At 36.0% G+C, this 15114-nt stretch carries 14 protein-coding genes and 2 pseudogenes; 11 read left to right on the top strand and 5 right to left on the bottom strand.

Annotation, left to right across the window (positions count from 1 at the left end; genetic code table 11):
- Positions 1–5 precede the first annotated feature (5 nt).
- On the top strand, positions 6–974 hold the full coding sequence (locus CC99x_RS03230; RefSeq protein WP_057624493.1) for a phosphotransferase: 969 nt from the start codon (positions 6–8) through the stop codon (positions 972–974).
- Between the two features lie 77 nt (positions 975–1051).
- On the opposite strand, the gene CC99x_RS03235 is transcribed toward CC99x_RS03230, so the two are convergent.
- From CC99x_RS03235 to CC99x_RS03250, 4 genes and pseudogenes are all read right to left on the bottom strand, one after another.
- Positions 1052–2329 (bottom strand): Fic family protein, encoded by a 1278-nt coding sequence (locus CC99x_RS03235; RefSeq protein ID WP_057624492.1) that lies wholly within the window; start codon positions 2327–2329, stop codon positions 1052–1054.
- 98 nt (positions 2330–2427) lie between these two features.
- Positions 2428–2577: pseudogene (locus CC99x_RS03240) on the bottom strand (MGMT family protein); the annotation flags it as partial.
- Positions 2578–2606: 29 nt separating this feature from the next.
- Entirely contained in the window at positions 2607–3653 is a 1047-nt protein-coding gene (locus tag CC99x_RS03245) for a bifunctional transcriptional activator/DNA repair enzyme AdaA (protein WP_057624491.1), read from the bottom strand.
- Positions 3654–4007: 354 nt separating this feature from the next.
- The gene (locus CC99x_RS03250; protein WP_057624490.1) at positions 4008–4766 is read right to left on the bottom strand and encodes a class I SAM-dependent methyltransferase; all 759 of its coding nucleotides are present in this window, start codon (positions 4764–4766) and stop codon (positions 4008–4010) included.
- 381 nt (positions 4767–5147) lie between these two features.
- Here CC99x_RS03250 and CC99x_RS03255 point away from each other — a divergent pair, with 381 nt between their 5' ends.
- From CC99x_RS03255 to CC99x_RS03265, 3 genes are all read left to right on the top strand, one after another.
- Complete coding sequence (locus CC99x_RS03255) at positions 5148–6095, top strand: NADP-dependent oxidoreductase (protein WP_057624489.1); 948 nt, start codon at positions 5148–5150, stop codon at positions 6093–6095.
- Positions 6096–6199: 104 nt separating this feature from the next.
- On the top strand, positions 6200–6424 hold the full coding sequence (locus CC99x_RS03260) for a hypothetical protein (RefSeq protein ID WP_057624488.1): 225 nt from the start codon (positions 6200–6202) through the stop codon (positions 6422–6424).
- Positions 6425–6560: 136 nt separating this feature from the next.
- Positions 6561–6890 (top strand): MGMT family protein, encoded by a 330-nt coding sequence (locus CC99x_RS03265; RefSeq protein WP_057624487.1) that lies wholly within the window; start codon positions 6561–6563, stop codon positions 6888–6890.
- An 84-nt stretch (positions 6891–6974) separates the two neighbouring features.
- Here CC99x_RS03265 and CC99x_RS03270 read toward each other — a convergent pair whose 3' ends face one another.
- On the bottom strand, positions 6975–10820 hold the full coding sequence (locus CC99x_RS03270) for an ankyrin repeat domain-containing protein (RefSeq protein ID WP_057624486.1): 3846 nt from the start codon (positions 10818–10820) through the stop codon (positions 6975–6977).
- A 301-nt stretch (positions 10821–11121) separates the two neighbouring features.
- Here CC99x_RS03270 and CC99x_RS03275 point away from each other — a divergent pair.
- The 7 genes and pseudogenes from CC99x_RS03275 to CC99x_RS03300 all read left to right on the top strand — a co-directional run.
- Positions 11122–11334 (top strand): annotated as a pseudogene (locus CC99x_RS03275) (Fic family protein); the annotation flags it as partial.
- A gap of 116 nt (positions 11335–11450) precedes the next feature.
- The gene (locus tag CC99x_RS03280) at positions 11451–12185 is read left to right on the top strand and encodes an SDR family NAD(P)-dependent oxidoreductase (RefSeq protein ID WP_057624484.1); all 735 of its coding nucleotides are present in this window, start codon (positions 11451–11453) and stop codon (positions 12183–12185) included.
- Positions 12186–12734: 549 nt separating this feature from the next.
- Positions 12735–12902: an ATP-binding protein gene (locus CC99x_RS13035; protein WP_083477339.1), complete on the top strand. Its 168-nt coding sequence runs from the start codon at positions 12735–12737 to the stop codon at positions 12900–12902.
- A gap of 105 nt (positions 12903–13007) precedes the next feature.
- Positions 13008–13223 carry a DeoR family transcriptional regulator gene (locus CC99x_RS03285; protein WP_141651899.1) on the top strand — a complete coding sequence of 72 codons (216 nt, stop codon included), beginning with the start codon at positions 13008–13010 and terminating at the stop codon, positions 13221–13223.
- 22 nt (positions 13224–13245) lie between these two features.
- A complete protein-coding gene (locus tag CC99x_RS03290; RefSeq protein WP_200953452.1) occupies positions 13246–13653 on the top strand; it encodes a nuclear transport factor 2 family protein in 408 nt (135 codons plus the stop codon).
- Position 13654: 1 nt separating this feature from the next.
- Positions 13655–14245 carry a hypothetical protein gene (locus CC99x_RS03295; RefSeq protein ID WP_057624481.1) on the top strand — a complete coding sequence of 197 codons (591 nt, stop codon included), beginning with the start codon at positions 13655–13657 and terminating at the stop codon, positions 14243–14245.
- A complete protein-coding gene (locus CC99x_RS03300) occupies positions 14227–15114 on the top strand; it encodes a nitrilase-related carbon-nitrogen hydrolase (protein WP_057624480.1) in 888 nt (295 codons plus the stop codon). The genes CC99x_RS03295 and CC99x_RS03300 overlap by 19 nt, the downstream gene beginning before the upstream one ends.

Here is a 15114-nt window from a genome sequence, read left to right on the forward strand (position 1 = left end):
TTAATATGAGAAATAAAATTCTTGAGTGGGGTTTAAACTGCCTGCTTTCTAAGGGTTATAAAATAGAAGGCGATCCTGAAGTTGTGGTAGAAACGCCTTGGTCTACAGTGGCTCGATTTTTGACCGCAGAGGATTGCTTTTATTTAAAACAAACGCCTGCTGATTTATTTATTGAAATAGAAATCATAAAGGCTGTTCAATATAATATGCCAAGCTCACTTACGCCAACGATTTTATTTGAAAATGCTGAGCTGCATTGTTTTCTCATGAGGCGTTGTGGTGACCATTCACTTCGTACAAAGTTTAATGGGACAATAAATCCTGATTTGCTCATTAGTGGTTTAAATAATTATTTTAAGATTCTTCGATCGTTTGAGCAAAATTTGGATGTGTTAGAGGAAATAGGTGTTCCTGATTGGCGAATCAATCAAGTCCCGCAGCTTTATGTTAAATTATTAGAAAATAAAGCATTGATGCTCGATGAAGGGCTTAGGCAAAATGAAATAGACAAGCTTATGAGGTTGTTGCCAATCATAGAGTCTATTTGTGAATCTCTTTCTAAACAAACACTCAAAGAGACATTGGTGAATAGTGATCTTAATGAAAATAACCTTGTGATAAATGAAAAAACACAACAAATCTCCATTATAGATTGGGGTGAAAGTGTTATTGCACATCCCTTTTTCTCAATCGCTTCCCATTTACAGAGTATTGCAAGACGATACAAATTAGAGCTAAAAGGAGAGTTTTTAGAAAAAATCAAGCAACAATGCTTATCTTGTTGGCGAGATGTTGCTCATATGGATGAATTAGAGATGATTTATCAAAATATTCTAAGATTACATCCTATTTTTTGCGCATTGGCTATTCATCGATTACAGGCTGCTACTCATCATAAAAGCAAAGAAATGCAAAATTGGTTTATTGCAGGATTTCTCAAAATGCTATTAGAAAGTGAGAGCACAAGACTATGAGCAACAACAAAATATTTCAAAGGCAGTGAGCTTAAATCTACATTTTAAGGATGCCGCTCATATTGTGTCTTCCTGTATTATCTTTTCGGTTTCTTAGGGGTATATGTTAGCATTTCATCCGCACTAAAACTTGATAATATAGGAGGGGAAGCCTGTTTAGAAAGTTCTTTTGTGGTTAAGTTTGGAGGAAGGTTTTCAATGGTATTTTCAGCTATGAGTTTTTTGAAGTTTTTGATCCCATTAATAACTTCTAATTTTAATTCATTTCTTCCTACATAACCTTCAAAAATAAGAGGATCATCGAAAATGCAAGCTGAAAAGCCATTTCTCATGAGTTCTTTATTTAGAATGATAGTGATAAATGTACGGCTATTGCCATCGCAAAAAGGGTGTTTTTTAAGCATATCATAACCAAGGTCAACAATTGCATCTAATTTCCCTTCAATAGAGTCTCCAGCCTCTGAAAGTTTATTTTCATACTCCAATAAAGTGTTTTTCATGAAATTGATTAAGTCTTTTGGAGAAGTATATTCAAAGCTTCTTTTTATGTAGTTAGATTTAATCCCTAATGTTGAATCATATTTTTTTGTTTCAGCATAAGGTGGGACTTGCATGACTCTGTCTAATGATAAATAATCAAATGCGGTATGAGTGCCACGATCTCTTAACCCCTGAATCATATCACCTTCTATGCCACCTAAGGCGATATCATGGATTGTCATTATTGTATCTACTGTGAGTGGCTTTGCATGTTCTGAAAGCGCATATTTAAAAGAATTATGCATTGATAATATACAATTTTTTTCTCTCTCTTCATAAGCTTGCCAACCACGCTCTAGAGGATCCCTTTGTTTATTTCCATCAATATATAAACGCCAGCGTTCTTGTTCAGGAAGAGATTCTAGCGTTTTTAAGGGAGTGGCATCGTGGATTTCCGATAAATCTAATACAAGCGGTGTTAGTTCATGCTTATCAATAATTTCATCAATAGATTCTATTGCCTGAGATATATCTCCAGTTATGAAGCGATTTAGATCTGGGTCATTATAGTTATTTATGAGCATATGTAGCTGAATCAAAGATAGCTCATCAAGAGAAGCCTTGTTTGATAAAAATTTAGGTGCTTTTAATATTGTATTTCTAATTATCTCTAAAAAATCTTCATTTCCTGGTCGCGTATATTTTCCTTCTAAAATAATTCTAAGCGCTAGAGGTATTTGTTGAGTTTGAAAATCTAATGAATCCAAGACAGTTATGTTAATGCCTGACGATACAAATGAGTCTCCTAGTATCTCGTCTATTATCTCTTGATGTGCGCTATTAGATAATAAAATATCTTTAGTTTGAAATCTCATAATTTCTCTCTTATTCTTTGCCCTTATTGTTTTTGACCCTGGTATTTACATAAAGTTCTACAGATTATGTTTAGTTATGTACTGCGAAAAGGAAAAGGTCATGTGAATTTAATCAAGATGAATATAAGTACAGCAGGTATGTTGATGACACGGTGGTATGGAATAATGATGGCAAATTGGTTTGCACCATTTGCCCTTGCTGTAGCCTGAAATGCGGAAGGATTATTGATTTGGGTTACGACATCAGAGCATGGAAGTAATCATATAGCTCTTCTCATCAAGATTGTTTTTTTTCAAGATTAATCAGCCATTCTTTGCGAGAGAGTCCACCGCCATAACCACCAAGATTACCATTGGTATTGATGACACGGTGACATGGAATAACGATGGCAAGTTGGTTGGCACCATTTGCCGTTGCTACGGCGCGAAATGCAGAAGGTTTATTAATTTTAGCTGCGATGTCAGAATAAGATCGGGTTTCGCCATAAGGAATTTTTTGTAATTCTTCCCAAACTTGTAATTGAAAAGGTGAGCCAAGTAAAGAAAGCGGTGTTCTAAATTTTTTTAAGTTTCCAGAAAAATATTGCCTAAGCTCACTCTCAATGGAGCTGATTGCTGGTGTCAATCCAGGGACAATAGCTGATTTTGTTTTTTGTCGGAGCCGTTCTATTTCCCGCTCAAGACCACGTCTGTCTATAAATTCTAAAAGATAAAGTGCATGTTCATTTGCAATGGCTACCATTGGGCCAAGTGGTGTATCTAACCATGTTGCTTTTAAGAGAGTGGTTTGCCCTAGCTTCGTGGGTGCTGCTCCCATAATACGAGAAAACGCATCTCTAAAACCGCTACTTGATTCATATCCTGTTGAAAGTTGCGCATCAATGACAGCTGTGCCTGTTCTGATTTGCTTCATAGCCAGCCCCATGCGTCTAGCTCTTGCATATTCAACAAAGGTCATACCAAAGCGCTTTTTGAATTGACGACGAGCCGTAGAAGCATCGACAGATAACTCTTGAAAATCCTTGTCTTTCCAGCGCTTTTCAGGGTTTGCTTCAACTGCCTCTACAAGAGTTTGGACAAGCGCTGAAACATGATTAGGATGAGAAAGAGGGCGACAGCGTTTGCAAGGCCGAAATGAGGCTAACAGTGCTTGTTGAGCAGTTTCGAAAAATTCACAATGCTCAAATTTAGGCTTTCTGGCTGGACAGGTAGGGCGACAGAATACACCCGTTGTTTTTACGCCCACATAAAAAACACCTTCATATTCGGTATTTTTAGCGATTAAGGCTTGATAGTAGTCTTTTTTAGTTTTGGGCGATATCACAGTCATTACCTTGTAAGTTGGCAGCTATAAATGGGGGCTTGGTTTGTATTATACGCAATTTTTTAAAGGTGGCCGCCGAAATTCAGGCATCGATTTTTTATAACCATCGATGTCGTGGTGAATGGGTAACAGCGTTCCTTTGGAAAACCAAATTAACTAACTTGTTTTTGTAGTTATGTATATTCACTTGAGTTATAAATAAAAAGATTTTGTCGCAGTTTGCTGTTTTATATTTTTCATTAATTGATCTTAATATAACAGGATTATATTAATAATTTTTCTAGAATGTTATATAAACCTAATAGAGTAGGATTAATATGGACAAGCAATAGCAAATCCTATGCGTACAGAAAATTATTTATCTGCCAGGATTAGCATAGAAAGCTGTTGGTCAGATTCAATCGATTTTTTTAAATCCATATTTGCCAGAATAAGATCATCTCGGAGAGACCTGCTAATGATATTAGCATATGTTTTTTTATGTTCTGAAGAATGGTACATTTCATCTAGCTGTTTTACATATTCCAAGTATTCTTTGCTTTTATCGATAAATTGAATATTATTAAATCCTGCTTTTTCTAGGATCTGTGTATAGCTAGATTGCGTTTCCTTGAATGACATATCACCTAATCTTAAGCGATCGTATTTTGAGCCAGTGGATTCTGGAACCAGCCAATCAATGAATACGATTTGTCCCTTATTGTTGAGGATTCTATGTAATTCTTGAAATAGTTGGAGTTTCTTTTCAACATTGGTTAAAACACCTTTACTGCAACAAATATCAATACTTTCGTCGCTGACAGGGATGGATCCATTTGGAGGATAGCTGATGAACTTCAAGTTGTGTTTTATGTTTTTAGGGGCATGAGCTGTGGCATAATTTGCCATCCATTGATGAATTTCAAGACCAATAACTTTACAGTGATATTGCTCTGCAAGATAATAAGCCATACCGCCTATGCCTGAACCCACATCTAAAATCTGCTTATTTTTTAGATCGGATCTAGCAAACATCTTATTGATTGCTTCAAAACCACCTAACGAGATCAAACCTTTGCCATAGATAGCTTCAAATTGTGGTACGTTTTCTTCAACGTAAATATCATTACTCATGTTAGACCTTTTGTGCCTGTGGACATCATATTTTGAAGATACAGCATTATATCAGAAAGCAAGATGATAAGTTGATTGACTGCTTTATTAAAGATCTTGCTTTTTGCTTAGTAGAATGGAAGGTTTGGACATTGAACTTAAACGTGGTTAGTAAGCTATAATTTGGCTTCCCGAGTGGAATGATTTTCGAACTTTTCGGCTTGAAATCCAAAAAGCAGTTGTTTTATGGTTTCAAATAATATGCTTATTGCTCTAGACAGTATGCATTCGCTCTGAATCTTTTGGTATGGTGTCTGTTGCATAACTGTTTTCTGTCCTGTTTAATGCAACAATTATTTAAAAAACATCCTTTATAAAAGCTAATTTGTTGGAGTGTCTATCATGAAAGCTGTTTGTATTCGTGAGTTTGGAAATGTCGATGTTGTAAAAATTGAAGACAAAGAAATTCCAATTATTCAAGATCAGCATGATGTATTAGTTGAAGTGCATGCTGCCAGCGTAAACCCGATTGATTGGAAAGTTCGCGAGGGGTATTTTTCAGACAATTCTAATGATTGCTTTCCTTTTCCGATGGGTTGGGATTTTTCAGGAAAAATTATCTCTATTGGTAATAACGTATCGAAATTTAAGCTAGGGGATGAAGTGTATGGCTTAATCCGGTTCTTTGAGCCTGCAGGAACATTTGCAGAATACGTAACGGCACCAAGCGCTCAAATATGCCTTAAACCCATTCATTATGACCATGTTCATGCCGCAGCTTCTCCGCTTGTTTCGTTAACAGCATGGCAAGCTTTATTTGAAGTGGCGAATCTACAAAAAAATCAAACAGTTCTTATTCATGCCGCAGGAGGTGGCGTAGGTCAATTTGCTGTGCAACTTGCAAAGTGGAAAGGTGCCAAAGTAATTGCAATAGCTTCAAGTGTAAGCAGTGAGCTATTAATATCATTTGGGGCTGATATATTTATTGATTATAAAAAAGAAAAATTTGAAGATAAAGTCCAAAATGTTGATATCGTACTAAACCTTGTTGGCGATAAAGATACTGCGTTACGTTCGCTGAACGTCATGAAGAATGGTGGGAAAATTATTTCTTTTTTAGGGCCTCATGATCCCGAAGTTATTGCAAAAGCCAAAGCAAAAAACATTGAGGCCGTTTCAATGATAGTTAAACCAAATGGCGAACAATTAGGCTCTATCACTCAATTGATCAATGATAAATTAATTAAAACGACTATTGAAAAAACTTTTCCTCTAGATGAAGTGAAAGCGGCATTAAATCTAGTTCAAAATGGGCATTGTCACGGAAAAGTTGTCCTTAAAGTGAAGTAATTTTTATATTAAGGGGGGCTTATGAGATTTGGTTTATATCAAATCTTATAAAGCTTCCTTTTATCAAGCAATCAGTACTTGCAACGGTCTTGTGGAGAAATTTTATGAAACTATTAAATATTGCTGAAACTAAACAAGCTTCAGGCGGAAATAGTCTTGATGGTGTTAGTTGTGAATGTTGGAAAATTATAGGATTAATGGGCTTCTTAGCTGCGTATGAAGATGTCACACTCGAATTTGCTCTTGCACAAGTGGATCTTGTCTGCACCAATCAAGAGCAGGACATAGCGATGGATTTAGCAAAGCCATTTTATAAGACGCTGTTGTAAATAGTCTTAATTTTAATTGACTGCCCCAGTGAGATGATTTTCGAACTTTTCGGGTTGAGTTCCAAGAATCAGTCGTTATAGATTTTCAAGTACCATTATGACTGTCGGAGTCAGGTTGTGGTGTGGCATCTTTACAATGGAAACTAAACAGAACTATTTTACACAACGTGTTATTAAACTCATTCTTTCTGTACCAAAAGGTAAAGTTGCAACTTACGGTCTTATTGCAAAACTTGCTGGAAACCCACGTGGTTCTCGGGCGGTTGGTTGGATTCTTCATTCAAGTACTCATAAATATAATCTGCCATGGCAAAGAATTATAAAATCGGATGGCAGATTATCCTTTGTTGCAGGTTCAACAAAATTTCTTTCTCAATGTAAAAAGCTAGATGCAGAAGGTGTATTGGTGATCAATGGTCGTGTTGATTTAAAAAAATACCTATGGAACAAGTCCAGAAGCATATGAAAGGATAATAAATCGGACGTTTATTTCAGATAAACATTAGTCTTTAAGAAAGGGCATGGAGTCCAGTCCTGACGAATCGAAGATTTATTTGTAACTCCTTGATCTTGTCATATGACTTGTACCTGCTTGGGGTTCTGTCGTCATTTCTCTTAATGCTACAAACTGATCATTCGTTAGCTTCGTGCGCAAAGAAGCTCGAATAGTTGCTTGAGCTTTTGTTGGTAATTTATTAAAGAGGCTCAAAACGCTAGGTTTTGAAAACTCATCACAAAGGTATTGACTGTTTGAATGCGCAATTAATTCACTCGCAATATCAACATGACTATTAAGAAGCGAAAAATAAAGGGCAGACTGTCCATTTTCATCACAATATTCAATGGAAGCTCCTTTATCAATAAGTGCTTTTGCCAACTTCAGATTATTAACATACATAAGCGGAGATTTGCCGTCTTTATTTGTGCTCTGTGCTATTGCACCGTGTCGGAGTAAAGCCATTGCTATATTTTTCTGATTATACATTGCAGAACATATTAAAGCCGTATTACCCAATACATTTTGATGATGGATATCTGCATTTTTAGCTAAGAGTGCATGAGCTACTGCAGGTGGTCCTTCTTGTGAGGCCCAGAGCAATGCCGTAGATTGATTTTCATCCATAATCTGATTAACATCAGACTCATTCATTTGTTCTATAAACGATATCGCAATATGAGGAAATGATTTCGCTTCTTTAATAATGGTAAGGAGATGCTTTTTCATAAAATCTAATCCTACACTTGCACCTTGCTTGATTAAAAGAGAGGCTATTTCCCATTCTCCTTTTTTTATTGCTAAGGTTAATGCTGAATCACCAGCATAATTTATCTTATCAATCTGTGCATTTCTTTTAAGAAGCTCTCTAATAAGCTTAATATTACCATTTGTTGCAGCTACCATAACCGGGGTTATTCCATCTTTATTAATGACATTAATATTGGCACCAGCGTCCATCAAAAGCATAGCCATTTCGTTCTCATTTTGGCGGAAGGAAAATAAAAGTGAGTCCTTTATAGAGTCTGGATATGCTTTAATCCAAGCTTGAAAATTTTCTTTATTGCCTGAAGAAATTATTTTAAATAAAGGGGCTTCTTCAGAAGGATTCCACGTTAATGTGTTTGGATCTCTTTGTGTGAGCAGTTGGTTTAGAATATCAAGACTTTGGTTGTTAATCGCTGAAAATAATATTTGTTTATATACTTTGTCATGTTGAATAAGATTTGAAAATTTCTTCATCATAATAAGAACGATTTCATCTTGTTTTTTTTGTAGCGCCTTTTCTAACATCATTATTAATGCATCATCTGGAATAACAATCTGACCTTCAATCATATCGATAAATAGTTTTGCCATTTCACTATGTCCATTTTCTATGGAAAATGAAAGACCTCTTTCTACATGCTGTATTGTTCTGAAGGGATCTCCATTATTTAATTCGTTCAGTGCCGTCAATAAAATAGAAACTATCTGACTATTATTATATTTAATTGCCAGCATGAGTGGCGGTAAGCCAAGTTTACCCTTGACATTGAGGTTATTTCCCTGAGCTGCCAATATTTTCACATGCTCGCTTAAATTAAGTCTTATTGCCGCATGCAATGGCAAATCTTTGGCTGGCCCTCTAAAGCGAGCTGGCGGAGGAAGTTGAGCATTTCTGTTGAACAAATCAACTAGGATGTCACTATGTTTTTCGGTCAAATGATTGCATGCGACACTCATCGCCGTGCCTTTCATTGTTTTTCTATGAATATCTGCATTGTTGGAAATTAAAAAGTGGTAAAGTATAGAATTATTTGCTTCAATAGCAGCGATTAAAGGTGTAACGCCATTCTCATTTACTGCATCAAATTTTGCACCTTTCTCATGTAAAAATTGCACAAGGTCAAGGCTACCATTTCCTGCATAGCAAAGGGCATTGGTTATTAATTCTGGATGTTTAACAAACAGGACATTGATTGTTTCTTTATTTTCAGATTTGAGTATTTTTTCCAAAATGAAATTATTAATCTTAGCATCTTGAACAATCAAAAATTGAACCATGTCCCATCGCTCATTATCTAAAGCCATGACTAATGCATTGAGCTTTTCATCTTGATTGTAATGTTGAATGATTTCTTCTGCATAATAGTATGCTCCCGCATGAGCTGCAAGAATCAGTGGGCTTTCTCTAAGATTCCTTTTTTCAGCGATATAAACCAAAAATTCTTTAAACTCAGTAGGGTGATTGTTTTTAAAATATTCATACAAAGAAGAAAAGATTTCTGGTTTTAGGATAGCATTTTTATTGGTAATTTCTTTTATAAAATAAGGTAACGCATTTCCCGTCATGTTTTCCTTAAGATAGCGTACAGTTATTTTAGCTTCTAAGGACAATTGACCTAAAAAAGCTTCCCATAATGTTTCTGGCACACTTAGAATAAGTTGTTGAATTAATTTCTCTTCAAACTCACTTTTAAAATCAAGATGTTGATTACAGTAATCAATTACTGCGTCTAATAACATTTTTTTATCTGATGAACCTTGGTTCAATTCATCCAGCAATTCTTGCAATGCTGATAATCGTGTAGCATGGGTAAAACGCTTATATTCTGTTTTGGCGTCCTTTAATATATCTTGTTCTATGGATGGACTTTTTAATATTGGTAGCAATCCTACAATAATTGCCTTTTTATTAGCAATTGCACAGGTACCATATTTTTGCGCTTTTAATGGAAAAGCATGGAATATAATAGGATTATCATCATTGTCTTTTTTCGCAACAGTACGAATGCGCTGCTCGATGGAATCCTGACTGCTTTCTTCGCAGAATATTTTTATATCTTCTTTGGTTAAGGGTTGAATCAAAGGATAGACAATGCATCCTTTTCCATTTTGGATCCCTTGACCTCGATTAGCGACTATCAAATAATCATTCGTCGCTGCAATGGTAATAGAATGTCCAGGCCAACCACTGGGAAGGATAACAAAGTTATTTTTCTTGTAATAGGCTTCGTGTATTTTAAGTTGAGTTCCTAAAGAAGTATTCAGATCAATATTATTAAAAGCATCTTTTATCTTATCAAATTCGCTTGAAAAATTATCCGACGGTTGATATTGATTAAGTGTTTCAATAAACGTTCTCATCGCTTCTTCAGGGAGCATCCCTTCAAAGCCCATACTTTGCGCATTTGTTTGATAAGTACTTCGATTACGTTGATGTTCAAAAGTACTTCCTCTATCTTGCAGTCCAAGAAAGTGTGTGGTGCGCTGTCTTACATTAAACGTTCTTAAAAAGCCGACTAGTTCTCTTTTTATTTCAGGACTTTCTATCGAGTCTAACAATAATGCTACTTTGCCCTCAAGCTCAGCTCTATGTATGAGCGTTGAATTGTCGCTCGATTGAAATAAGATCACTTTCTTTTTTTCTTCATCATTAAAAGTGCTCATTAATGCGGCTATTTTTTCAAAGGCGACTCTGTTGCTTAATGCAAAAGTGGTATCTTCATTTGCAATATGCTTCGTCAGAAGCGCTATTTTTGCATTATTATCTGGCATATTCGACATGAGCATATCTAATAGCCAATCTGGTTGTAAATTGTTTTGAAAATATTTTTCAATGAGTGTTGGCACACGTGAAAATACAGGTTCAGAGAGTATTAGCTGGTACCATTGCGCGGGCGTGAGCTTGTTGATTATTTTTTCTAACAATTGTTTCTTTAGCGCCGCATGATTTAAGTTCTCGTCTGGTGCAATAATCTGATCAATGAGGCTAGATCCATTTTTGACTGAAAGAAGAGCCAATCTGAAGGCTCTTGGATCCGATTGTTTGGTGAGTGTATTCAGATCGTCTGCTGTTAAAAACTCCAGCAAAACAGCTCTGTTTTCAAAGATAAAAACACTCAGTGCTACCGACATTATGAGCCTCATGTACAAAGGATACTACTTAGTGTGTCAAAGTAGGGTATTAGTTCAATGATGTTGCTTTAATACAAGGCGAGCCACATATTTGAAAGTTTGAAAATGCATGAAAAAAGGGAGTTGGTGAATTTCTTATTTTCGAACTTGGTTTTAAGAGGCAGGAAGCTTGATATCCCTTAAGTTAAGCCATTTGAATTCAACACGGAAGGAATTTGTTTGCTGAAGGCTTTCTTATTTGCATGGGGTAACTGGATCAAGTGTATATCCGTTGAGTTATAAAAAATGGATGTATAGCTCATATATATGCTATTTTATGAGTTATAAATATGGTTCAGAACCCCTACCAGCTTTAACGCGTGCAGGGATTACTCATCTTTACTTTGTCTCTATTCATTCATTTGAAGATGGGAATGGACGGATAGGTAGAGCATTGGCTGAAAAATCCTTGGCTGAGTATCTTGGAGAACCAACACTCATTGCACTCTCCCAAACTATTGACGCGAAGAGAAAGCTCTTGCTACCCGTGACTTACAAGATCTTGTTGAAAAAAAGCTGTTACTGAAGGTAGGAGAACTCAAAAGTACGCGTTATCACTTGAATATTAAATCGTCAAGCAAGGAAAAATAAATGAAATCATTTGAGAACAAAGTTGTAGTCATAACCGGCGGTAACAGCGGAATTGGCAAAGCGATAGCAAAATCATTTTATGTTCAAGGAGCTAAGATTGTTGTATTTGGGCGCGACCAATCCAAGTTACAAAGTGTTGCAACAGAGTTCTCTGGGAACATAACAACAGTTCAAGGAGATGTGACGAAGCTGTCAGACTTGGATAAGCTTTATAAAACGGTCAATGATATTCATGGCAAGGTAGATATTTTAGTCGCAAATGCTGGGATTGCAGGTGGCCAAATAATTGATGAAGTTGATGAACATCATTTTGATGAAATCATGAATATTAATTTAAAAGGGGCTTATTTTACGGTTCAAAAAGCAGTGCCATTTTTAAAGTCGAACGCCTCAGTTGTGATGATTTCTTCGATGGCTTGTCATGGTGGATGGAAGGGATTGAGCGTCTATTCTGCCGCAAAAGCGGCAATAAGCGTACTTGCAAAAAGTTTTTCAGCAGATTTAATCAATCGAGGTATTCGCGTTAATTCTATTTCTCCAGGATTTACCGATACGCCAATATTTACGGATAAAAATGTGATACCTGTTGCATCGGAATTGGTGCCTATCAAAAGATTTGCTACACCCGAGGAAATAGCAGATGCGGCTATGTTCTTGTCAAGTAATCAGTATATTGTAGGGATAGACTTGTTGATTGATGGGGGCGTAAGTACTTTAAGGCCAGAATTTCGTTAATGAAATTTTTTAGTTTAAAGATACTGTCCGGCATTTCTGGACATTTTCAATGTAGAAGAGCTTCGAAGTTTAGACAAGAGAAGCAATTATTCAGAATTTCCGAACAGTTCAATGACGCAAGTTGTTTCGCAATTATTATTGCAGAGAATTTTTTGTTTAAGACAGAGGAATTAGCAAAAGAATATTTGTAAGTTTTCTAATTTAATTTGACTCCCCAAGTGGGACGATTTTCGAACTTTTCTGGTTGAGATCTTAGGAACAGTTAATAATTGGCCTAATGGGTTAATTGCTAGAGCATCGATATAAATATAGTGTACTTACATATATCTTCTATACCGAATTTCAACACGGAAGAAATTTTCCTTCCGAGTACTTCCGTGTTAATTTCTTAGTTATGTTTTATTATATAAACTAAAAGTGCCGTGCTAGAAGCCATACTGTCTCAGAACGAAAATAGAACTTTGGAATGCAAAGAAAACACCGGATCATTATCCTCATGAAGCGATTCGAGAAGCTGTGATTAATTCAATTGTGCATGCTGATTATGTGATGAGAGGAAGTCGAATTCAGGTGGCAGTATTTTCTGATCTCATCGAGATTACTAATCCAGGGGGATTGCCTTATGGACAAACAATGGAATTGGCTCTATCTGGCATATCACGGATGCGTAATCGCATAATAGGTCGGTTATTTCGCGAAATCAAGTTAATCGAGTAATTGGGGACTGGATTAAAAAGAATACTAAACGTTTATGATAAAACAAAGGTAAAAAAAACCTTATTTCAAAAATTAAATACACATTTTAGAGTAACCCTCTATAGTATGGATACGTTAGCTATTAACCTACAGTCATGGGAGAATATTTTAATTAAAAAATTAAAAGAAAAAAATCAATTAGGAACAACAGATATAGCAGAATTATGGAAAGTGACCACGAGAACAGCCAGAACACGGCTCAGGAAAATGATGGAAAAAGGTATTATTATCCGTATTGGTACTTCAGCAAAGGATCCTTACGCAGTGTTTAAATTAAAATAGTGCTGGAGAGGCAAGAGAATCTATGCGAATGCAAGCAATTTCATTAGTTAATAAATATTATGATTATTTTAATAAACGTGATCTTACTGCTTTTCTCGAATTACTAGACGAAAATATCGTTCATGATATTAATCAGAGTGAAACCGAAGTAGGCGTGAATGCTTTTTCGGATTTCATAGACAGAATGAATAAATCTTATGAGGAAACAGTAAAAGAATTGATTGTTATGGCTACAGAGGATGGCACAAGGGCTGCTGCAGAATTTTTTATAGATGGAATCTATAAGGCAACCGATAGAGGATTGCCACTAGCAGTCAATCAATCTTACTTATTACGTTGTGGTGCTTTTTTCGAAATTAAAAGTAATAAAATTATACGTGTGACCAATTATTACAATATGCAAAACTGGTTAAAGCAAATAAAGGAATAGTATGGAAGGATTAGGAATTAAGCGATTGAAGGGAAAACAGATTAAAGATGTGATCGATGATGTGGCAAATTTGCGCTTGACTGTTTTTAAAGAGTACCCGTATCTCTATGACGGAAACATGGAATATGAAAAAAAGTATTTAAATACATATATTGAATCTGAAGAATCTGTACTCATTGTCGTGAAGGATGCTGGAAAAATTGTTGGCGCTTCAACTGCTGTTCCCCTAGAATTTGAGACACCGGAATGTCAAAAACCTTTTCTCGAGAATCACCTGCCATTGCGCGATATATTTTACTTTGGCGAATCTGTATTGTTACCAGCTTATCGTAAGCGGGGTGTCTATCGTCATTTCTTTGATAATCGGGAAAAAACTGCGCAAAACTATGGCAGTAAACTTGTCGCTTTTTGTAGTGTTGTTCGTGATAAAGCAGATAAGCGACAACCAAAAGATTATAGCCCATTGGATATAGTATGGCGTCATTTTGGTTATGAGCGGCATCCTGAATTAGTTGCACACTATGAATGGAAAGAAGTAGGTGTTCCTAAACCAACCTTAAAACCTATGATGTTTTGGATGAAAAAATTGTGATTCACGTTGCTACCAGTCAATATGCTATTGAATTGTTGCCCGATTGGCAGTCCTTTGCTGATAAAATGAATGTACTTGTAGGACAAGCGAAAGCTCAAGGAATACATTTTCTTGTTTTGCCGGAATATGGAGGCATTGAAATTTATCCTCAATATGAAGCAACGGATCAAGCCTTATTTAACGGTCTTCAACCCTTGTTGCCACAATATATTGATTTTTTTCAATCTTTGGCTAAAAAACATCAGATTTATATTCAACCCGGATCAATTATAGTTAAAAGCGCTGAAGAACAATTCATGAATCGTGCCTATCTATTCGGGCCACAAGGTGATATTGGCTTTCAAGATAAAATGCAGATTATTGCTGATGAAAAAGAACATGATTTGCTGGCGTGTGGCACAATGCAAACTTTATTCGAAACTTCATTTGGCTTAATTGGCATCGCGATTTGCTATGATAGTGAATTTCCTGAGCTTATACGTAATTTCACGAGACAAGGCGCAAAATTAATTGTAGTGCCGAGTTTTACACCGTCGCAAGAAAGCTTTTTGCGCGTATATTATTCCTGCCAAGCACGTGCCATTGAAAATCAATGTTATGTACTGACTTCAAGCGCTGTTGGACGGACCAAAATAGGCGATACACTTTATACCTTAGAAGGGCAAGCTAATATTTTTACTCCAATTGACGTCGGCTTTTCAGAAGGTATTCTCACCCAAGGGAAGAAAAATGAAACTGCACTAGTTCAAGCAACGCTGGATTTTGATAAATTAAATGAAGTCCGAAAGTATGGTCAAGTACAGAATTTTTATGATTATATGGATATGGATTTATCGTCCAATTCTTTGTCTAAAGTGCGTTTAGAGTAA

The organism is Candidatus Berkiella cookevillensis (assembly GCF_001431315.2).
GTDB classification, from domain to species: Bacteria; Pseudomonadota; Gammaproteobacteria; order Berkiellales; family Berkiellaceae; genus Berkiella_A; species Berkiella_A cookevillensis.